The following is a 19,285-nucleotide window of genomic DNA, read 5'->3' as shown; positions in this document are numbered from 1 at the left end:
GCCCTCTCTCCTTTACCCCCCCCCCTCTCTCCTGTCCCGGCGCCCCGGGTGGGGGCGCCCCCCGGCTGGGTTAACGCCTGGGGGGTGTGGGGGGGGGGCGGGGGGGCGCGCCCCCCCCCCCACCACCGGAAGGGGTGAATGCACGTAACTTTCCCACCCCGGTGGCGTTCTGTCGCGCTACGCGCCGGGGTGGTCACGGAGGGTCAGGCGACGGCCAGTTCCTGTCGTCCTTCGCGGCGCAGCTCCCGGCGTTCCGTCGCACGGACCGGGTCGAGCGAGGGGACGGCGGCGAGCAGTTGCCGGGTGTAGGGGTCCCGGGGTGCGCCGTACACCTCGGCGACCGTGCCCTGCTCGACGATCCGGCCCGCGCGCATGACGGCGACCCGGTCGCTGACCTGCCGGACGACGGCGAGGTCGTGGGCGATGAAGACGAGCCCGAGCCCGAGTTCGGCCTGGAGTTCGGCGAGCAGCGCGGTCACCTGGGCCTGGGTGGTGACGTCGAGGGCGGAGACGGGTTCGTCGCAGACGACGATCCGGGGTTCGGCGGCGAGCGCGCGGGCGATGCCGACGCGCTGGCGCTGTCCGCCGCTGAACTCGTGCGGGTAGGCCTCGTACCGGTCGGGATCGAGCCCGACCCGGTCGAGCAGCTCCCGCACCCGGCCCCGTATCCGGGTCTCGTCCCGCTCCCCCGCCACCCGCAGCGGGTCGGCGATCGACTCGCCGACGGAGCGGCGCGGGTTGAGCGAGGCGACCGGGTCCTGGAAGACCATCTGGAGTTCGCGGCGGTACGGGCGCAGTTCCCGCTCCGACAGGGTGCCGATCTCCTGTCCTCCGTAACGGAGTTCGCCGCCGGTCGGGTCGAGGAGCCGCACCAGCATGCGGCCGAGAGTGGTCTTCCCGCTGCCGGACTCCCCGACGACGCCGAGGGTCTCGCCCGCGTGGAGGGTGAGCGAGGCGCCTTCGACGGCGGTCACCGCCTTCCCTCCCCGCCCGAACACCCGCCGCAGGTCGCGGACTTCGAGCAGCGGCTCTCCCTTCTTCAGCGGCTCGCGCACCGGTCCGTCGAGCCGGGGCACGGCGGCGAGCAGCCTCTTCGTGTACGGCTCCGCCGGCGCGCTCAGCACCCCGCCCACGGGCCCGCGTTCGACCTCCCGGCCGTCCTGCATGACGAGCACCTCGTCGACGCTCTCGGCGGCGACGCCCACGTCGTGGGTGACGAGCAGCAGCGCGGTGCCCGTCTCGCGCCGCAGCTCGTGCAGCAGGTCGAGGATCTGGGCCTGCACGGTGACGTCGAGGGCGGTGGTCGGCTCGTCGGCGACGATGAGCCGGGGTTCGCAGGCGAGGGCCATCGCGAGCAGGACCCGCTGGCGCATGCCGCCGCTGAACTCGTGCGGGCGGGAGCGGGAGCGGCGGGCCGCGTCGGGGATGCCGACCCGGTCGAGGACCTCGACGGCGCGGGCGCGGGCGGCCCGCCGTGAGCCGCCGGCGTGGACGCGGTACACCTCGGCGATCTGGTCGCCGACGGCGTAGTAGGGGTCGAGGGCGGACAGCGGGTCCTGGAAGACCATGGCGGCGACTCCGCCGCGCAGCCGCCGCAGCTCGCCGGGGCCCGCCGTACCGACGTCGACGCCGCCGACCCGTACGGTCCCGCCGACCCGCGCCCCCGTGCCCCGGTGGAGGCCGAGGAGGGCGCCGGCGACGGTGGACTTGCCGCTGCCGGACTCGCCGACGAGGGCGAGCGCGCGGCCCTCGTCGAGGGTGAAGGTGAGGCCGTCGACGGCCCGGACGGGGTCGCCGGACCGGGTGAACTCGACGGTGAGGTCCGTTACTTCGACGATCGGGGTCACGTCAGGACCACCCTTCGGTCGGCGGCGGCGTACAGCAGGTCGGCGAGGACGTTGGCGAGGACGACGAACGTGCCCGTCACCATGACCACGCCCACCACCACGGGCAGGTCGATCGCCCGCACCCCGTCGATGAGGGTCTTGCCGAGGCCGGGGATGCCGAAGAGGGACTCGGTGAGCACGGCCCCGCCGAACATCGACCCGAGGTCGACGGCGCTGACCGCGATCACCGGCGGGACGGCGCCGCGCAGCGCGTGGCGGGTGACGACGGACCGCTCCCCCACCCCGTAGGCGCGGAAGGTGCGGATGTGGTCCTCGGCGAGCGTCTCCAGGGTGGAACTGCGAGTGAGCCGGGCGTATTTGGCGGACTCGAAGAAGCCGAGGGTGAGCCAGGGAAGCAGCATGTTCCAGGCCCACTGCTCGGGGTCCTCGCCGAGCGGTACGTAGCTGGGGAAGGGCAACCACTGGAGGTAGGCGCAGACGGCCATGAGGAGCAGCAGCCCGAGGATGAAGACGGGGGTGCCGGTCCCGGCGAGGGTGAGCAGGGTCAGCAGGCGCTCGGTGGGGCCGCCCCGGCGCAGCGCGGAGAGCAGTCCGGTGCCGACGCCGATCACCAGCCAGATGACCATGGCGCCGAGGGTGAGGGACGCGGTGGCGGGGAGCCGTTCCAGGACGAGCTGGGTGACCTGCTGGTCGCTCTGGTACGAGAGGCCGAGGCAGGGCGCGTCGCAGTGCACGAGGGAGGTGCCGGTGGAGTAGTCACGGCCGGTGAAGACGCCCTGGAGGAAGTGCAGGTACTGGACGAACATGCTGTCGTTCAGGCCGAGTTGCTCGCGCACCTGGGCGATCTGCTGCGGGTTGCAGCGCTCGCCGCAGGCGAGCCGCGCGGGGTCGCCGGGCGCCAGGTAGAAGAGCGAGTACACGAGGACCGAGAGGGCCAGCAGGACGAGCACGGCACCCGCGAGCCGCTTGAGGACGAAGCGGGTCATCAGGAGGCCTCCTTGCGGGTGCCCACGCGCAGGCGGCTCGCCTCGCGCGGGTCGAGGGCCGTGCGGACCGCGTCGCCGAGGACGGTGAAGGCGAGCACGGTGACGAAGAGCAGTCCGGCGGGCAGCAGGACGTACGCGGGGTCGGCCCGGAACCAGGTCTGCGCGGTCGACAGCATCTGTCCCCAGGACGGGGTGGGCGGGGTGACGCCCACCCCGAGGAAGGACAGGGACGCCTCGACGACGATGTTGGTGGGGACGAGGATCGCCGCGTAGGTGATGACGGGGGCGGCGAGGGAGGGCAGCAGCTCGCGGCGGGCGGTCCGCCAGGGTCCTGAGCCCGCGAGCCGGGAGGCCGCGACGAAGTCGAGGCTCCTCAGGGTGAGGGTCTGGGCGCGCACGATCCGGGAGGTCCCGGCCCAGCCGAGGAAGCCGATGACGAGGATCAGCAGCAGGGGCCGGGGGAAGCCGCGCGGGACGACGGCGGTGAGGGCGACGGCGAGGACCAGCATCGGCAGGGCGACGAGGACGTCGGTGACCCGGCCGAGGACGCCGTCGACCCAGCGGTTGCCGAGGCCGGCGGCGAGGCCGACGAGGACGCCGATGAGGATCTGGACGGCGGTGGCGCCGACGGCGACGAGCAGGGAGATCCGGGCGCCGTAGAGGAGGCGGACGAACAGGTCGCGGCCGGTGCCGGGTTCGACCCCGAGCCAGTGGTCGGCGCTCGCGCCGCCGAAGGCGCCGTAAGGGACGCCGCCGCGGGCCGAGTCGACGAGGTCGTCGTGGTACGTGTTCGCGTCCTGGCCCTCCAGGGCGGCGAGCAGCGGTGCGCCGAGGGCGAGGAGGACGAGCAGGAGGAGGACGGCGGCGGAGACGAGGGCTGCGGGGCGGGTGCGGAGCCGTCGCCACACCTGCCGGGCGGCGCCCGTGGCGGGGAGGCCCGCCACGGGCGCCGTCGTGTCGGTCAGTGCGGTCACTTGACCGAGACCTGCGAGATGTCGAGGACGCCGGTCCAGTCGCTGATGACGACGTTCTTGACGTTCTTGCCGACGAGCCGCTTGTAGACGGGGTGGAAGAGCGGCACGTCGAGCGCCTGCTCGCCGATCTTCTTGTCGAGGGCGCCCCAGCGGGCGGCGGCGGCCTTGAGGTCGGTCAGCTTGTTGATCTCGTCGATCTCCTTGTTGACCGCCGGGTCGTTCAGCTGTGCGTGGTTGTAGTTGGAGCCGTTGGTGACGATCTGGCGTCCGTCGAAGATCGGCGCGAGGAACGGGCCGCCGGCCGGCCAGTCGGCGCCCCAGCGGGAGAGGAAGAAGCCGGGCGCGTCCTTGACGCTCCAGCGCTTCTCGTTGAAGGAGTTGGGCTGCTGGCCGTCGAGCTTGACGGTGATGCCGGCCTTGCCGAGCGCCTCCTGGACGGCGGTGGCGATCTCGGGGCTCGTGGTGCGGTTCTGGGCGGTGGAGTGCAGCAGGGTGACGGTGAGCCCGTTCGGGTAGCCGGCCTCCTTCAGGACCGCCTTGGCCTTCTCCGGGTCGCCCGTCTTCCCGGCCGGGAAGTGGTCGTACGGCGTGAAGCCGAAGGCCTTCTGCTCGGGCAGGAACGTGGTGGCGGGCTCGGCGAGCGCGGAGCCGCCGGCCGCGTTGACGACGCTGGTGCGGTTGATCGCGTACGAGATCGCCTGGCGCACCTTCGGGTTGTCGAAGGGCTTCACCTTGGGGTTGAAGGCGATGTAGTTGGTGAAGCCGAAGCGGCCGGTGCCGACGCGGGCGGCGAGGGCCTTGTCGGAGCCGACCTGGGCGAGCTCGGCCGGGCCGAGGTTGGTGTCGGTGGTGATCGCGGAGGCGTCGGCGCCGGTGGAGGTGGCGAGGCGCTGGTTGATCACGGCCTCGTCGAGGCCGGACCGGACGTCGATCTTGTCCGGGTAGGCCTTGCGCTCCTCGTCGGTCTTGGGGTCCCAGTGCTCGTTGCGCTCCAGGGTGAGGCGCTCGCCGTCGTTCTCGTTCTTGACGACCTTGTACGGGCCGGAGGAGAGCGGGTGCTCCTCGTACCTCGCGCCGGTGTCCTTGGCCTTCGGGACGGGGGTGAACTGGGTCTGGGTGGCGACGAAGGGGAACTCGCCCTCGGGCTTCTTCAGCTTGAAGACGATGGTCCGGGCGTCGGGGGTGACGATGGACGCGAGACCGTTCTTGTCCTTGTACGGACCCTGGTACGTGTCGCCGCCGACCAGCCAGTCGCGCAGGTACGGGGCGCCGCCGGAGAGTTCGGCGGCGAAGGAGCGCTCGATGCCGTACTTGATGTCGGCGCTGGTGATGGGCGTGCCGTCCTCGAACTTCAGGCCCTCCTTCAGCGTGTACGTCCACTCCGTGGCGTCCTTGTTGGGGCGACCGGTGTCGGTGGCGAGGTCGGGGACGACCTGGGTGCCGGCGGCGCCCGCCTCGCGGTTGCGGGTGGTGAGCGTACGGAAGACGAGGGAGGGGACGTTGCCGCCGCCGGAGGTGTAGAGGCGGGCGGGGTCGAAGTCGGTCTGGGCCTCGGCGTTGAGGACGGTGAGCGTGCCGCCCTTCTGCGGGGCCCCCGCGGCCTTGCCGGAGGTGCCGCCCTTGGCGCCGGTGTCCTCGGGTCCCGCGCAGGCGGCGACGCCCAGGGTCAGGACGAGACTGACGGCGGTCGCTGCCACGCGGCGCGAAACGACGGACGATTGACGCATCGGAGAAAACCTCTCGGAGAACTGCGGGTACGGGAAGGGGAATTCCACGCAGGCAGCGGCGAGCGGCGGCATCCGGAGGGAATGGCCGAGCACAGGAAATCAGAAGAGAAAAGCCGCGCCTGCGGGGGTGGAACACCCGGGCGCGGAAAGCCGTCGGTAATGCGGGAATGGCAAGGCCGACGGAGCGCTCGGGCTGGCGTCAGCTACAGAGAATGTCGGCGACGGAATGTCCGGCCACGCCGATGAGCGCCAGCTCGAAGGCGGCGCGATCGGAGACGACGTGACGGGGCGACATGCCGAGAAATATGAACGAACGCGCGAACGATGTCAACGCGGTTCGCACGATTCCTGAGACTCGCGTCTCAGGATGTGATCGCCGGAGGATCAGGGAGGATCTCAACTCCCGGGGTGCACCCAGGGGTTGGGACGGCACTTGATTCCGTCGATGTTCAGGGACTTCGTCTGCTGCTGCATCACGGGCGCGAGCGCGCCGGGAGTGGCGCAGTTCACATGGCCGTGCCCGAGCCGGTGCCCGACCTCGTGATTGATGAGCATCTGGCGATACGCGAACATCGCCTTCGGTCCGAAGGTCTCCGAGCCCTGCGCCCAGCGGTAGGCGTTGATCATCACGCGGTCCGTCTGCGCCGAGTCGCAGGACACGTTCTCGGCCAGGGTGTCGAGCCCGGACTTCTCGCACCAGACGCCGGTGGTGCCGGGGCTGGCGAGCGTGATGACGAACTGCGGCTCCCCGCTGGAAATGCGCTCGAAGGTCATCTCGCCGTTGCCGGCCCAACTGCGGCGGTCGTTGAGCGTCTTGAACACGGCTGTGGCGAAGAGGTTCTGGTCGAGGCCCAGGCCCTCCTCGACGTCGATCCGGTAGCGGATCAGATTCCCCTTGCCGGGGGCCTTCTGGAAGCCGGGCACGGCCGCGAACTTGCCGGAGCCCTTGAGCTTCGGGTCGATCGGGTACTGGAGGGCGATCAGCTGCTCGTACGTCGGCGGCAGCGCGGCGGTCGGGGCGGGCGCGGCCGGGCTCGACGGGGTGGCCCGCTCGTCGGAGCGGGAGGCGGAGGTGTCGTCCGAGGCCCGCTCGTCCGGCTGTCCGGCGGCGCGGGCGGCGCCCAGGGCCTCGTCCTTGTCGGCGACCTGTCCGGTGACGACGACGGCGAGGACGGTGGCGACGGCGGCGGCCGCGACCCCGGTGAGGGTGCGGCCGAGGCCGCCCCTGCCGGTCGGCTCGTCGGCCTCGGGGAGGGTCTCGCGGCGGGGGCCGGGGATGAACGGCGCCTGGGGAGCGGCCTGTTCGGCCTCCTCGATGCGGGGGGCGCCGTGCCGTGGGGCGTACGGCCGGGACGCGGAGCCCTCCTCGTGCTGCGGATGTCCGCCGCGTACGGAGCTCCCGTAGACGGGGACGCCGTGCGCGGGCGTCCCGAGGGCCGCGTGCGCGCCGGTGTCGTAGGCCGCGCCACCGTACCCGGGACCGCCGTACGCGGGAGTGCCGTGCGCCGGGGTCCCGTACATCGGGGTGCCGTGCGCCGGAGTTCCGCACATGGGGGTGCCGTGCGCCGGGGTCCCGTACATCGGGGTCCCGTGCGCCGGGGTCCCGGCCGGGTCCTGGCCCGCGCCGCCCGCGGTCCTGCGGCGGCGTCCCGTGCCGCCCTGCGGCGGGCGCGCCGCCTGCGGGCCCGGTGCTGCGGCCGCCGGCTGCGCCTGGGGGGCCGCCGCCTGTTGTCCGGTGTCGGCCACCGAGGGCGCGGAGCCCTTGCGACTGTGTCGTCCCACGCCCCGGATCAGCTCCCGCCGTGATCGGCGATCAGGTCCCGGGCGGCCTGCGCGACCGTCTCGGGGTACTCCATCATCGCCACGTGCCCCGCCTCGGGAAGGGTCAGCAGACGCGAGCCGCGGAACGCCGCGGCCGCCTTCCGGGCCATCCGGTACGAGACGAGCTGGTCGCGCCCACCGTAGACGAGGAGCGTCGGTGCGAGAACCCGTTCGGCCTGCCGCCAGAGTCCGTGCTGGCCGCCGAGCGTGTACGCGTCGACGATGCCGCGCGAGGAGCGGGCCATGGCGTCCCAGAAGTAGGGGAGCTCCAGGCGGCGCTCCATCTCCTCCACCGCGTGCCGCAGGCCCTCGTCCGTGACCCGGCCGGGGTCGCCGTAACAGAGCGAGAGGACACCGCGGACGCGCTGCTCGGCCGTCCAGTCCTTGGTGAGCTTCGCGAAGGCCGAGGCGACGCCGGGCACCGCGAGCAGCACCGTGGGCCAGGCCGTGCGCTGGGCGCGCAGCTCGGGCAGCGCCGGCGAGACGAGGGTGAGGGTGCGGACCAGGTCGGGGCGCGCCGCGGCGACGCGGGTGGCGACGGCGCCGCCCAGCGAGTTGCCGAAGAGGTGGACCGGTCCGCGGCCCCTGGAGTCGAGGAGCCGGATGACGGCGCGCGCGTGCCCGGTGACCGAGTAGTTGCCGTCGTCGGGCGGCGGAGAGTCGCCGAAGCCGGGCAGGTCGACCGCCTCGCCGTCGACGAGGTCCGCGAGCAGCGGCATCAGGGTGGACCAGTTCTGCGAGGAACCACCGAGGCCGTGGACGTACAGCGCGGGCGGCAGACCGGGCTCGACGCCCGGCCGGGCACGCACGGTGAGGGTGAGTCCGGGCAGCGAGACGGAGCGGAGCTCCTCGCCGTCGGCGACCCGTACGGCGCGCGCGGGGCGCGACGCGGAGGGCGCGGCGGCGGTCCGGGTTTCCGGCAGCTCGGTCGACGACATGGCCGCAATATTACGAGACGATCACGCACGAAGACGTGTGGGTGCCGTCACAGGTGCGTGTGCGGCGAGCCGCGTGTGCTCCTACGCTCGGAGAGAGGGCCATCGGAGACGACCGCGACCCGCAGCTCCGGAAGGAACCTCATGACTGTCGATCCGACCGAACCGGACACATTCACCGAGGAAGAGGACGAAGTGCTGGACGAGGAAGTCCCGGAGGCCGACGCTGCCGAGCAGCACACCGAACTGCAGCAACGCGAAGACGAACCGCTCACCCATGTCGAGCGCGACTCGGCGAACGAGGCGGACTCGTCCGAACAGGCACGGGTCGTCACTCTGGACGAGGACGACTACCGCTGAGCGGACGACTACCGCCGATTTGTTCGGTTTAATTTTGAATCGACTGTCGACCCGGACGTCCGGTCCGTGAAATTCTGCGTCCGCACCGCGCACAGCCGGGTTACCCAAAAGTACGATGGCGGCGCGCGCGACAGCGTGCATGGATCGATTTTTGGGAGGCCGCGTGAGCGCCATCGAGCAGACAGAGGCAGCACGCCCTCGGGGCACGCGCCTGCCGCGACGTGCCCGACGGAACCAGCTCCTCGGCGCCGCCCAGGAGGTCTTCGTCGCCCAGGGGTACCACTCGGCCGCGATGGACGACATCGCCGAGCGCGCCGGCGTCAGCAAGCCGGTGCTCTACCAGCACTTCCCCGGGAAGCTGGAGCTCTACCTGGCCCTGCTCGACCAGCACTGCGAGTCCCTCCTCCTGGCGGTGCGCACGGCCCTCGCCTCCACCACCGACAACAAGCTGCGCGTCGCGGCCACGATGGACGCCTACTTCGCGTACGTCGAGGACGAGGGCGGCGCCTTCCGGCTCGTCTTCGAGTCCGACCTGACCAACGAGCCCGCCGTACGCGAGCGCGTGGACCGGGTGAGCCTGCAGTGCGCCGAGGCGATCTCCGACGTCATCGCCGAGGACACCGGTCTCTCCAAGGACGAGTCGATGCTGCTCGCCGTGGGGCTCGGCGGCGTCTCCCAGGTCGTCGCCCGCTACTGGCTGTCGAGCGGGTCCGCCATCCCGCGCGACAAGGCGGTCGGACTGCTGACCTCGCTCGCCTGGCGCGGCATCGCCGGCTTCCCGCTGCACGCGGTGGACGGCCAGCTGAGCGCCGAGGGTCACTGAGCATTCCCGCGGGCTGTTCGCTCCTGGCGTGCGGCGGCTGAGCCGTACGCGTCCCCTCACCGGGCTAATGTGTGCAGCGTACGGCGCGGTATTCGCGCAACGCTGACCGTTCGGAGGGACATAGCCGTGGAGGTCAAGATCGGCGTGCAGCACGCACCCCGGGAGATCGTTCTGGAGAGCGGGCAGTCCGCCGAGGAGGTGGAGCGCGCCGTGGCCGACGCGCTGGCCGGCAAGGCGCAGCTGCTCAGCCTCTCGGACGAGAAGGGCCGCAAGATCCTCATCCCGGCCGAGAAGATCGCGTACGTGGAACTCGGCGAGCCCGCCGTGCGCCGCGTGGGCTTCGGCGCGCTCTGAGCCCAGGATCTACGGGAAGGGCCCGGTGGACCGTCACGGTCCACCGGGCCCTTCGTCGTGCGGGCGGGTCGTCATGCGGGCGGGCGTTCTCCCGCCGTGCCCTCGGATGTCCGAATGGCCACGTCAGGGCGTAGGGGAGGATTGCGTTCCGGAGCCCTGGGGTAGGAGGGATCTCGACCGCACCACCCGCCCCGCACCCCTCGCGAGGTGATTCGTAGTGTTCCTGGAAGCCCTCGGTTCCGCCCTGCTCGGCTTCGCCCTGGCCTGGGCCGCCGTGCACCGGCTGCCCGACCGCCTCCCCGTCCGGGTGATCGTCCTCGCCACCGGAGCGCTGGGCGGCGTCTTCGGCGCGCTCGTCACCCACGGCGCCCTCGGCCCCGGTCACTTCCTCGCCACCCTGATCGGCGCGGTGGCGGTGGCGGCGGTGCTGCTCTCGCTGCTGATCCGGCCGGCCTCGCGCAGGCGGCTGCGACGATCAGCGGCGGCGTGAACAGCGCCGCGCGCCCCCTTCCCGTACGACGGGAACGCCTTCGTACGGGAACTCCTCCTACGGGACCGTCTTCGTACGGGTGACGCTCAGGCGGCCAGACCGAGCGCGGCCATGCGCTTGGTGTGGGCCTCGGTGATCCGGGAGAACATCCGGCCGACCTCCGCGAGGTCGAAGCCGTCCGCGACACCTCCGACCAGCATGGTCGACAGCGCGTCGCGCTCGGCGACCACGCGCTGCGCCTGCGAGAGCGCCTCGCCCATCAGACGGCGCGCCCAGAGCGCGAGCCGGCCGCCGACGCGCGGGTCGGCGTCGATCGCGGCGCGGACCTTCTCCACGGCGAAGTTGCCGTGGCCGGTGTCGTCGAGCACGGAGACGACGAGCCCGCGCGTGTCGGAGTCGAGGCGGGCCGCGACCTCCCGGTAGAAGTCACTGGCGATCGAGTCGCCGACGTAGGCCTTGACCAGACCTTCCAGCCAGTCCGACGGCGCGGTCTGGCGGTGGAAGTCGTCGAGCGCCTTGGCGAAGGGCTCCATGGCCGCGGTCGGCTCGGCGTCGACGGCGGCGAGGCGGTCGCGCAGCCGCTCGAAGTGGTGGAACTCGGCGGAGGCCATCTTCGCCAGCTCCGCCTTGTCCGCGAGGGTCGGCGCCAGCTTGGCGTCCTCGGCGAGCCGTTCGAAGGCCGCGAGCTCTCCGTAGGCGAGGGCGCCGAGGAGGTCGATCACGGCGGCGCGGTACTGCGGCTCGGCGGAAGCCGTCGCCCAGTCCTTGGCTGCGATCCCGGTGGGTGTGGCGTTGTCAGGCGTCTCCATGGAGCGCACAATAGCCCGCTCGGGCACCGGGGGAAGGCGCTGGTCAGTCAGTGTGACCGTGCCCTCATCACCATTTCTCCCAACACACATGCGCGATTCCGGGGTACAGTGGTAAGGCGCCTGCTGAGTATGCGGACATGCTTTCGCACGTTCGGACGTATCCGGTGGGCCGACTCATGAATGAGGATGCCCGGTCGGTGGCCCGATCGGCTCCGGCCCGACAGCCCTTCCGGCGGACCCGCGGAAGGGTCACCTCAGCGGTTCGACGCTCGAGCGATGGCAGTGGTCCCGTGCCACCCGGCAGCGATCCCCCGATCGCGGCGGAAGTTCCCGGCACGGTACGACCCCCTTCGTTCGCCTCGCACCGCGTCCACAGAAGAGGCAGCACCCTGACTACGACTTTCCGAGACCTCGGAATCCTTCCCGAGACGGCCGAAGCCCTTGAGGCGGTCGGCATCGTCAACCCCTTCCCCATCCAGGAGATGACACTCCCGGTCGCCCTGACCGGCACCGATGTCATCGGCCAGGCCAAGACCGGCACCGGCAAGACCCTCGGTTTCGGTCTGCCGATCCTGGAGCGCGTCACCGTCCCCATGGACGTCGAGGCCGGCCGGGCCAAGCCCGAGCAGCTGACCGACGCCCCGCAGGCGCTCGTCGTCGTCCCCACCCGCGAGCTGTGCCAGCAGGTCACCAACGACCTGCTCACCGCCGGCAAGGTGCGCAACGTCCGCGTGCTCGCCATCTACGGCGGACGCGCGTACGAGCCCCAGGTCGAGGCCCTGAAGAAGGGCGTCGACGTCATCGTCGGCACCCCGGGCCGTCTGCTCGACCTGGCCGGCCAGCGCAAGCTCGACCTGTCCCACGTCAAGGTCCTCGTCCTGGACGAGGCCGACGAGATGCTCGACCTGGGCTTCCTGCCCGACGTCGAGAAGATCATCAACATGCTTCCGGCGAAGCGCCAGACCATGCTGTTCTCGGCGACCATGCCGGGCGCGGTCATCGGCCTGGCCCGCCGCTACATGTCGCAGCCGACGCACATCCGCGCCACCTCGCCCGACGGCGAGGGCGCGACCGTCGCCAACATCAAGCAGCACGTCTACCGCGCGCACAACATGGACAAGCCGGAGATGGTCTCCCGCATCCTGCAGGCCAACGGCCGCGGGCTCGCGATGATCTTCTGCCGCACCAAGCGCACGGCGGCCGACATCGCCGAGCAGCTGGAGCGTCGCGGCTTCGCCTCCGGCGCGGTCCACGGCGACCTCGGCCAGGGTGCCCGCGAGCAGGCGCTGCGCGCCTTCCGCAACGGCAAGGTCGACGTGCTCGTCTGCACCGACGTCGCCGCCCGAGGCATCGACGTCGAGGGCGTCACCCACGTCATCAACTACCAGTCGCCGGAAGACGAGAAGACGTTCCTCCACCGCGTCGGCCGCACCGGCCGCGCGGGCAACAAGGGCACCGCCGTGACCCTGGTCGACTGGGACGACATCCCGCGCTGGCAGCTCATCAACAAGGCGCTCGAGCTGGACTTCCACGAGCCGGTCGAGACGTACTCCTCGTCCCCGCACCTGTTCGAGGAGCTGGACATCCCGGCGGGCACCAAGGGCATCCTGCCCCGCGCCGAGCGGACCCGCGCGGGTCTGGGCGCGGAGGAGCTCGAGGACCTGGGCGAGCCCGGCGGACGCCGTGCGCGGGGCCCGAAGAACGAGCGGACCGAGGAGCGCCCCGAGCGGACGCGGACCCCGCGTCAGCGCCGGCGTACCCGTGGCGGTGAGCTCGACGCCGCGGCGCCGGCGCCCTCCGCGGCCCCGGCCGTCGAGACCGCGCCGGTGACGGACGAGGCCAAGGCCGAGTCCGGCCCGCGCACCCCGCGCCGCCGCCGTCGCACCCGCGTCGGCGCCCCGGGCTCCGCGCCGGTGGCCCAGGCCGTCCAGACGGCTCCGGCCGCGCAGGCCGCGCCCGCGACGGTCGCCCAGGCCGAGCGGAAGGCTCCGGCCGCCCGGACCGTGGTCGAGGACGCCGCTCCGGCGCCCGTGACCGAGGCTCCCGTGGTCAAGGCTCCCGTCGTCGAGACCGCCGTGGTCGAGGCCCCGGCCGCCGAGCCGAAGGCCCCGCGCCGCCGCAGCCGTACGGCCGCCCGTCCGGAGGCCGTGCGCACCGCTCCGGCCCCCGTGGCCCAGGAGCCGGCCCCGGCCCCGCGCCGTCGTCGTCCGCGGGTGGCCCGCCCGGTCGAGGACACCGTGTCGTTCCAGACGGTCGAGACGGCCGCAGCCGCCCTGCGCGCCGCGAAGGCCGCGTCGGTCGTCGAGGCGCCCGTCGCCGTGGCGCCCGTCGCCGTGGCACCGGTCGTCGAGGCCCCGGTCGCCGAGGCCCCGGTCGCCGAGGAGCCGAAGAAGGCCCCCCGTCGCCGTACCGCCAAGAAGGCCGTCACGGAGCCGGTCGCCGAGACCGTCGCCGCCGCTCCGGTGGCGGCCGAGCCGGTCGCGGCCGCTGTCGCGCCCGTCGTCGAGGCCGCCGAGGCGGTCACGGCCGAGGTTCCCGCGCCGCGTCGTCGCCGTGTGGTGCGGAAGGCCGCCGGTTCGCCGGTGACCTCCACCCCGGTCGTCGAGCCCGTCGTCGAGCCGGCGCCCGCGCCGGTCGTCGAGGAGGAGCCGAAGAAGCCCGCGCGTCGCCGGGTGGTCCGCAAGGCCGCCGGTTCGCCGACCACGTCGACCGAGGCCGCGACCGTGATCGTCACGACCCCGGTCGTCCAGGCGCCCGTCGCCGAGGCACCGGCCGTCGAGGCCGCTCCGGTCGTCGAGGCGCCCGTCGCCGTGGCACCGGCCGTCGAGGCCCCGGCCGCCGAGGAGCCGAAGAAGGCCCCCCGTCGCCGTACCGCCAAGAAGGCCGTCACGGAGCCGGTCGCCGAGGCCGCCGCCGAGGCTCCGGCCGTCGAGGAGGCCCCGAAGGCTCCCCGTCGTCGCGCGGCCAAGAAGGCCGTCGTCGCCGAGGCGCCCGACGCCTCGGAGCCGAAGACGCCGGCCCGTCGCCGTACGACGAAGAAGGCCGCCGCGGAGCCGGTCGCCGAGACCGCCGAGGCTCCGAAGGCCCCGCGCCGTCGCACCACCAAGAAGGCGGCGGCCGTTCAGCCCGAGAGCTGATCCCGCCCGCCCTCATGACCGCGGCCCGGCCCCTCCCCAGGGGCCGGGCCGCGGTCGTGTGCCCGGAGGACGGTCGTCGACGGTCGTCGTACGGGCAGGTGCCCCGGGCCGTCCCCGGTGCGCGCGGTTACAGTCCAGATATGAGCAAGCCCCGGTCCCTCGTCCTGCCGCCCGGCACCCGTGCCCACCACCTCGTGACCGCGCGGGGCGACTTCGCCGTGCTCGACACGGAGCCCCGGGGCGAGCGGCGCGGGACGGTGCTGCTGCTGCCGGGGTACACGGGCAGCAAGGAGGACTTCCTGGCCCTGCTCGGTCCGCTGAGCGAGGCCGGGTACCGGGCCGTGGCGGTGGACGGGCGCGGCCAGTACCAGTCCCCCGGCCCCCGCGGCCGGGCCGGCTACCGCCGCAGGGCGCTCGCGCTCGACGCGGTGGCGCAGGCCTCGGCGCTCGGCGACGGACCGGTCCATCTGCTCGGCCACTCGTTCGGCGGTCTGGTGGCCCGCGCGGCCGCCTCGCTCGCCCCCGCCGCCTTCCGCTCCCTCACCCTGCTCTCCTCGGGCCCCGGCCGGGTGGCCAGGCCGCAGCGCGTCCGGGTGCGGGTGCTGCGCGTCGCCCTCGCCTTCCTGCCGAAGGAGCGGGTGTGGCAGGCGATGTGCTGGCTCGACAGCCGTGGCGAGGAGCCGGACACGGACGACGCTCCGGAGCTCGCGGGCTTCCTGCGGCGGCGCTGGATGCGGACCCGGATCGCGCAACTGGCGGGCGCGGGGCGGCTGCTGCTCAGCCGTCAGGACGGTACGGCGGACCTCGCCGCGCTGCGGATGCCGCTGCACATCGCGTACGGAGCGGACGAGATGGTCTGGCCCACGGCCGCGCTCGCGGCGACGGCCGCCCGGACGGGCGCGCACCACACGGTGGTCGCGGGGGCCGGCCACTCCCCCAATGTGTCGCACCCTCGGGAGCTGACGGACCGCCTCACCGGCTTCTGGGAGCGGACGGCGGCCCCGGCCGGGGTCGGCAGCGCCACCCGCTGATCCCGGCCCCGCGGGCAGCCGTCAGAACTGGCCCTTGAGGTGCTGCCAGAAGCCGTCGCGCAGGGCGCGCCGGAGGGCGGCGTGGCCGCGCAGGGAACGGCTGAGGAGGCGCTCCGCCTCGACGAGCAGGTCCTGGTCGACGGGCCCCGGCAGAAAGGGCGCGCCCGGCAGGAGTTCGGCGAGCCGGTCCCGGCCGCGTTCGCCGAGCCAGGTCGCCGCGATCTGGGCGCCGACGAACCGCACCTCCTCGCGGGACGGCGGCGGCTCGCCCTCGTTCTCGTACGTGGTGACGGGGCGGCGGGTGACGTACGGGCGGCAGAAGTCGAGCTCGAAGGTGCGCTGGCTGTCGACCTCCCAGAGGAGCGCCTCGGCCTGGTTGCGGCCCTCGGCGGCCTCGATGCCCCAGAGGTGGACGCGGGCGCCGTAGCCCTGGGCGGCCTCGACGGCCGAGACGAGGTCCTCGTCGCCGCCGACGAGGGCGGCGTCGCTGATGGCGCGGTGGCGGGCGAGGGACTCCAGATCGGTGCGGATCAGGGAGTCGACGCCCTTCTGCTGGTTGTTGGCGTTGAGGTTGCCGAGGCGCACCTTGACGTCGGGCAGCTCGGCGATGGCCTGCTGCTCGGGGGTGTGGATGCGGCGCCTGGCCCCGTCGTACCAGTAGACGCGGAGCAGTCGGCTGTCGGCGAAGATCGTGCGGGCCTTGTCGATGAAGGCCTCGATGAGGCCCTCGGCGTCGAGGTCGAAGGAGCGCCGGTCCTCGGTTCCCGTCACCAGCAACCCGGCCGCAGCATGGACGTAACCCGCGTCGACGAAGATGGCGTGGGTGGAGGGGGTCTTGGCGACCTCGGCCAGCATCCGCTGGAGGAGCTCGTTGGTGCGCTCCAGGCGCGCGTCGAGTGCGCGAAGGCGGGCGTCGGTCTCGGTCACCTGAGTGGTGTCTGCGTCGTTCATACGGGGCTCATTGTCCGCCGCTCCGGGCCCGGCCGCCACACCCTCCTACCCGCCGGTAGTTAGACATCCAAAACTTTTCCTTAGCGTAAGGAATGTTTGCAGGATGCATGTCGTTGGACCCATACGTAACGCAGTTCTCCATCAGGAGGATCAACTCAGACGAAGGGAGAAGCCTGTGCGCTTCGAAATCCTGCGACTCGACGACATCGACGGCACGCCCGTCGACCGGACCGTCGTGGACGCCGCCTCCGTCAACCGGATCGTGCAGCAGGCCGCCTCGATCGGCCAGCGCATCTGGATCCGCCCCGCCGAGACCTCGGCCTCGTAACAGGCAAGGTCCACACCACGCACCGCGCCCCCGCACGGACTTCGCAAGAGCGGAATCCGTACGGGGGCGCAGTGGTGTCCGGGGTCGGGCGCGCTCCGGGCGCGTCAGGCGTTCTGGATCACCTGAGTGACGCCGTTGATGATCTGCTGCACCGCGATGGCGGAGAGCATCATGCCGGCGAGCCGGGTGACCAGGACGACGCCGCCGTCCTTGATGACGCGGATGATCAGCAGCGAGTACCGCATGGTCAGCCAGAGCACGACGTGCATGGCGACGATGGCGGCCCAGACGGACACCTGCGCGGCCGCGCCGTCGGCGTTCTGGACGGCCAGGATGACCGAGACGATCGCGCCGGGGCCGGCGAGCAGCGGCATGCCGAGCGGCACCAGGGCGACGTTGACGTCCTTGGTCTGCTTGGGCTCGTCGGTCTTGCCGGTGAGCAGGTCGAGCGCGATGAGCAGCAGCAGGAGACCGCCCGCGATCATCAGCGCGGGGACGGAGACGTGCAGGTAGTCCAGGATCTGCTGGCCGAGCAGACCGAAGACGGTGATGACGCCGAAGGCCACGGCGACGGCCTGCCAGGCCATCCGGCGCTGCACCTTGGCGGCGCGGCCGGAGGTGAGGGCGAGGAAGATCGGGGTGATCCCGGGGGGATCCATGATCACGAAGAGGGTCAGGAACAGCGAGCCGAAGACGGCGACGTCGAACACGGTGGGGTGCCTTGCGGGAGAGGTCGAACGGTGGGGTGTGGCCCAGCAGGGCGGAATGTGGGATTCCGTAGGCAGGGCAGGAAGAGCGCCACCCCGCGTCACGGCGCGGAGCCGTGAGGGGGCGGACCAGGAGGAGGGAAGCCGTCGGGCAGGCCGGGGACGGGCCGCACGGCCCGCACCCGGACACGGGGCAGGCCGCGGAGCGCGCCGGACCTCCCGGCCGGCGGGCCGGGAGGTCCGGCGCGAGGGTCCGGACCCCGTGGAGCCCGGCGGCCGGAGGCTAGGCGGCGGGTCCCCCCGCGCCGGGGACCGGGAAGGCCCCCGCGGCACGGCGGGTGATCTCGCCGTAGATCTCGGGGTCGGTCGTGTACTCGCCGAGGCGGCAGGTCTTGCGGCTGCCGTGGTAGTCGCTGGAGCCGGTGGCCAGCAGACCCAGCTCCTTCGCGAGCCCGCGCAGCCGTGCCCGCGTCGCCTCGTCGTGGTCCATGTGGTCGACCTCGATGCCGTCGAGTCCGGCCTCGGCGAGCCGGGCTATCGAGGCCTCGGGCAGCACCTGGCCGCGCTTGACGGCGAGCGGGTGCGCGAAGACGGTGACGCCGCCGGCCGCCTTGACCAGGCGGATGGCGTCGATCGGGTCGAGTTCGTGCTTCCCGACGTACGCCCGGCCGCCGTCGGCGAGCCACTCGGGCGTGAACGCCCCGGACACGTCCGGTACGACCCCGAGCTCGACGAGCGCCTCGGCGACGTGCGGACGGCCCACGGAGCCGTCGCCCGCGATCCGGGCGACCTGCTCCCAGGTGACGGGAACGCCGAGCTCCTGGAGCTTGCCGACCATGGCACGCGCGCGCGGGACCCGGTCGTCGCGGACGAGTTCGCGCTCGGCCAGGAGCGCGGGCTCCTCGGGGTCGAAGAGGTACGCGAGCATGTGCAGGCCGATGCCGTCGACCCGGCAGGACAACTCGGCCCCGGTGACGAGGGTCAGCCCCTCGGGCAGTGCCGCGATCGCCTCGGCGTGGCCCCGGGTGGTGTCGTGGTCCGTCAGCGCGACGACGTCGAGCCCGGCGGCGGCCGCGTTGCGGACGAGCTCGGCCGGGGAGTCCGTACCGTCGGAGGCCGTGGAGTGGGTGTGCAGGTCGATGCGCACGACGCGGTACTCCAGGACTTCGGCACGGACGAGGGACGCTCCAGCATAACGGGCGAATCGAACACGCCCGTACGGAAGAAGCCCGCCGGACCGGCCGGGCGGGCGTCAGCTCAGCAGCCTCGGTGTCAGTGCTCCGCACGGCAGGAGTTCGACCTCGGCGCCCGCGTCGCGGAGGTCCGTCAGGACCAGCTCGTCGTACATCAGGAGGCCGGACTGCTCGGGCCAGACGATCGCCCACAGCCAGAGGCCGCGCGCCTCCCCCGCGAAGACCGCGCGGTCCTGCGGGGCGCCGTTGACGTGCCAGAGCGGGGTCGGACGTCCGGCGGCGAGGACCTTCGTCTGCGGGGGTCTGTCGATGGCCATGCCCGCGCCGGGGTCGGGGCCGTCGATGCCGGCGTACCGGGCACCGAGGCCGACGCCGAGTTCCTCGGCGATCAGGAGCAGCTCACCGATGCCACCGAGGGGCCCGGGTCCCGAGCAGGCGACGGCGGTCGCGCGTCCGCCGCTGCGGTCGTCACCGGCGTACGCGACTCCGGTGAAGAGCCAGCCGACGGGCAGGGGCCACGGCATCCACACCGGCACGTGGGACCGGTGCACCACGACGCCGAGGGCCTCGACGCTGGGCGGGATCACGGGCTGGAGCGGGTGCACCGAGCCGTGCACGTCGCACTGCCAGGAGTCGGCGAACAGCCCGGGCGCCCTGACCCGGCCACCACACTTCGGACAACTGGGTTCGCCCCTCATAGGGCTCAACGGTCCTACCACCGGGGCCCCGCGTCAAGGACGATCAACCGACGATCACCCGTCCGGCCCGTGGCGTTCACCCCCTGCCGTCCGCAGATATAGATGTAACTTGCA

At 72.7% G+C, this 19,285-nt stretch carries 19 protein-coding genes; 7 read left to right on the top strand and 12 right to left on the bottom strand.

Going from position 1 to position 19,285, the window contains the following annotated elements; all coding sequences use genetic code 11:
• Positions 1-203 precede the first annotated feature (203 nt).
• From ACIP8Z_RS24640 to ACIP8Z_RS24610, 7 genes are all read right to left on the bottom strand, one after another.
• A complete protein-coding gene (locus ACIP8Z_RS24640) occupies positions 204-1,847 on the bottom strand; it encodes a dipeptide ABC transporter ATP-binding protein (RefSeq protein WP_402086881.1) in 1,644 nt (547 codons plus the stop codon).
• Positions 1,844-2,833, bottom strand: a complete 990-nt coding sequence (locus ACIP8Z_RS24635) for an ABC transporter permease (protein ID WP_402086879.1) — start codon at positions 2,831-2,833, stop codon at positions 1,844-1,846. Before ACIP8Z_RS24635 ends, ACIP8Z_RS24640 begins: the two co-directional genes overlap by 4 nt.
• Positions 2,833-3,807, bottom strand: coding sequence for an ABC transporter permease (locus ACIP8Z_RS24630; RefSeq protein ID WP_402086876.1), 975 nt, complete (start codon positions 3,805-3,807; stop codon positions 2,833-2,835). The genes ACIP8Z_RS24635 and ACIP8Z_RS24630 overlap by 1 nt, the downstream gene beginning before the upstream one ends.
• Positions 3,804-5,534, bottom strand: a complete 1,731-nt coding sequence (locus ACIP8Z_RS24625) for an ABC transporter substrate-binding protein (protein WP_402086875.1) — start codon at positions 5,532-5,534, stop codon at positions 3,804-3,806. Before ACIP8Z_RS24625 ends, ACIP8Z_RS24630 begins: the two co-directional genes overlap by 4 nt.
• A gap of 199 nt (positions 5,535-5,733) precedes the next feature.
• Positions 5,734-5,829 carry an Ms4533A family Cys-rich leader peptide gene (locus ACIP8Z_RS24620; RefSeq protein WP_319309988.1) on the bottom strand — a complete coding sequence of 32 codons (96 nt, stop codon included), beginning with the start codon at positions 5,827-5,829 and terminating at the stop codon, positions 5,734-5,736.
• 101 nt (positions 5,830-5,930) lie between these two features.
• Positions 5,931-7,316, bottom strand: coding sequence for a DUF3152 domain-containing protein (locus tag ACIP8Z_RS24615; RefSeq protein WP_402086872.1), 1,386 nt, complete (start codon positions 7,314-7,316; stop codon positions 5,931-5,933).
• A gap of 8 nt (positions 7,317-7,324) precedes the next feature.
• A complete protein-coding gene (locus tag ACIP8Z_RS24610; RefSeq protein ID WP_402086869.1) occupies positions 7,325-8,293 on the bottom strand; it encodes an alpha/beta fold hydrolase in 969 nt (322 codons plus the stop codon).
• A gap of 141 nt (positions 8,294-8,434) precedes the next feature.
• Between ACIP8Z_RS24610 and ACIP8Z_RS24605 the strand changes: the two genes are divergently transcribed.
• From ACIP8Z_RS24605 to ACIP8Z_RS24590, 4 genes are all read left to right on the top strand, one after another.
• On the top strand, positions 8,435-8,650 hold the full coding sequence (locus ACIP8Z_RS24605) for a hypothetical protein (RefSeq protein WP_402086866.1): 216 nt from the start codon (positions 8,435-8,437) through the stop codon (positions 8,648-8,650).
• 163 nt (positions 8,651-8,813) lie between these two features.
• Entirely contained in the window at positions 8,814-9,473 is a 660-nt protein-coding gene (locus ACIP8Z_RS24600) for a TetR/AcrR family transcriptional regulator (protein WP_030320731.1), read from the top strand.
• 126 nt (positions 9,474-9,599) lie between these two features.
• A complete protein-coding gene (locus ACIP8Z_RS24595) occupies positions 9,600-9,827 on the top strand; it encodes a DUF3107 domain-containing protein (RefSeq protein WP_030207540.1) in 228 nt (75 codons plus the stop codon).
• A 217-nt stretch (positions 9,828-10,044) separates the two neighbouring features.
• Positions 10,045-10,317 carry a hypothetical protein gene (locus tag ACIP8Z_RS24590; RefSeq protein ID WP_402086863.1) on the top strand — a complete coding sequence of 91 codons (273 nt, stop codon included), beginning with the start codon at positions 10,045-10,047 and terminating at the stop codon, positions 10,315-10,317.
• An 86-nt stretch (positions 10,318-10,403) separates the two neighbouring features.
• Here the strand turns inward: ACIP8Z_RS24590 and ACIP8Z_RS24585 are convergent, their stop codons facing one another.
• Positions 10,404-11,126, bottom strand: coding sequence for a ferritin-like fold-containing protein (locus ACIP8Z_RS24585; protein ID WP_055599553.1), 723 nt, complete (start codon positions 11,124-11,126; stop codon positions 10,404-10,406).
• Between the two features lie 482 nt (positions 11,127-11,608).
• Between ACIP8Z_RS24585 and ACIP8Z_RS24580 the strand changes: the two genes are divergently transcribed.
• Entirely contained in the window at positions 11,609-14,263 is a 2,655-nt protein-coding gene (locus ACIP8Z_RS24580) for a DEAD/DEAH box helicase (RefSeq protein WP_402086861.1), read from the top strand.
• Positions 14,264-14,403: 140 nt separating this feature from the next.
• The gene (locus ACIP8Z_RS24575) at positions 14,404-15,294 is read left to right on the top strand and encodes an alpha/beta fold hydrolase (RefSeq protein ID WP_402086858.1); all 891 of its coding nucleotides are present in this window, start codon (positions 14,404-14,406) and stop codon (positions 15,292-15,294) included.
• Positions 15,295-15,315: 21 nt separating this feature from the next.
• Here ACIP8Z_RS24575 and ACIP8Z_RS24570 read toward each other — a convergent pair whose 3' ends face one another.
• Positions 15,316-16,245: an NYN domain-containing protein gene (locus ACIP8Z_RS24570; protein WP_402086856.1), complete on the bottom strand. Its 930-nt coding sequence runs from the start codon at positions 16,243-16,245 to the stop codon at positions 15,316-15,318.
• 175 nt (positions 16,246-16,420) lie between these two features.
• On the opposite strand from ACIP8Z_RS24570, the gene ACIP8Z_RS24565 reads away from it, so the two are divergent.
• Positions 16,421-16,573, top strand: coding sequence for a hypothetical protein (locus ACIP8Z_RS24565; protein WP_086024648.1), 153 nt, complete (start codon positions 16,421-16,423; stop codon positions 16,571-16,573).
• Between the two features lie 104 nt (positions 16,574-16,677).
• Here the strand turns inward: ACIP8Z_RS24565 and ACIP8Z_RS24560 are convergent, their stop codons facing one another.
• The 3 genes from ACIP8Z_RS24560 to ACIP8Z_RS24550 all read right to left on the bottom strand — a co-directional run bounded on the left by ACIP8Z_RS24560 (position 16,678) and on the right by ACIP8Z_RS24550 (position 19,171).
• A complete protein-coding gene (locus ACIP8Z_RS24560; RefSeq protein WP_402086853.1) occupies positions 16,678-17,283 on the bottom strand; it encodes a MarC family protein in 606 nt (201 codons plus the stop codon).
• Between the two features lie 280 nt (positions 17,284-17,563).
• Positions 17,564-18,427: a PHP domain-containing protein gene (locus ACIP8Z_RS24555; RefSeq protein WP_402086851.1), complete on the bottom strand. Its 864-nt coding sequence runs from the start codon at positions 18,425-18,427 to the stop codon at positions 17,564-17,566.
• Between the two features lie 105 nt (positions 18,428-18,532).
• A complete protein-coding gene (locus tag ACIP8Z_RS24550; RefSeq protein ID WP_319309998.1) occupies positions 18,533-19,171 on the bottom strand; it encodes a DUF6758 family protein in 639 nt (212 codons plus the stop codon).
• Between the last annotated feature and the right edge of the window lie 114 nt (positions 19,172-19,285).

It is taken from the genome of Streptomyces sp. NPDC088553 (assembly GCF_044752965.1).
GTDB lineage: Bacteria > Actinomycetota > Actinomycetes > Streptomycetales > Streptomycetaceae > Streptomyces.
This window is presented reverse-complemented; position numbering and strand designations above follow the sequence as displayed.

Excerpts from the sequence above, each read along its gene's own strand:
- ACIP8Z_RS24635 (WP_402086879.1), bottom strand. The coding sequence starts at position 2,833 with ATGACCCGCTTCGTCCTCAAGCGGCTCGCGGGTGCCGTGCTCGTCCTG.
- ACIP8Z_RS24625 (WP_402086875.1), bottom strand. The coding sequence starts at position 5,534 with ATGCGTCAATCGTCCGTCGTTTCGCGCCGCGTGGCAGCGACCGCCGTC.
- ACIP8Z_RS24620 (WP_319309988.1), bottom strand. The coding sequence starts at position 5,829 with ATGTCGCCCCGTCACGTCGTCTCCGATCGCGCCGCCTTCGAGCTGGCG.
- ACIP8Z_RS24610 (WP_402086869.1), bottom strand. The coding sequence starts at position 8,293 with ATGTCGTCGACCGAGCTGCCGGAAACCCGGACCGCCGCCGCGCCCTCC.
- ACIP8Z_RS24605 (WP_402086866.1), top strand. The coding sequence starts at position 8,435 with ATGACTGTCGATCCGACCGAACCGGACACATTCACCGAGGAAGAGGAC.
- ACIP8Z_RS24585 (WP_055599553.1), bottom strand. The coding sequence starts at position 11,126 with ATGGAGACGCCTGACAACGCCACACCCACCGGGATCGCAGCCAAGGAC.
- ACIP8Z_RS24580 (WP_402086861.1), top strand. The coding sequence starts at position 11,609 with ATGACACTCCCGGTCGCCCTGACCGGCACCGATGTCATCGGCCAGGCC.
- ACIP8Z_RS24575 (WP_402086858.1), top strand. The coding sequence starts at position 14,404 with ATGAGCAAGCCCCGGTCCCTCGTCCTGCCGCCCGGCACCCGTGCCCAC.
- ACIP8Z_RS24570 (WP_402086856.1), bottom strand. The coding sequence starts at position 16,245 with ATGAACGACGCAGACACCACTCAGGTGACCGAGACCGACGCCCGCCTT.
- ACIP8Z_RS24550 (WP_319309998.1), bottom strand. The coding sequence starts at position 19,171 with ATGAGGGGCGAACCCAGTTGTCCGAAGTGTGGTGGCCGGGTCAGGGCG.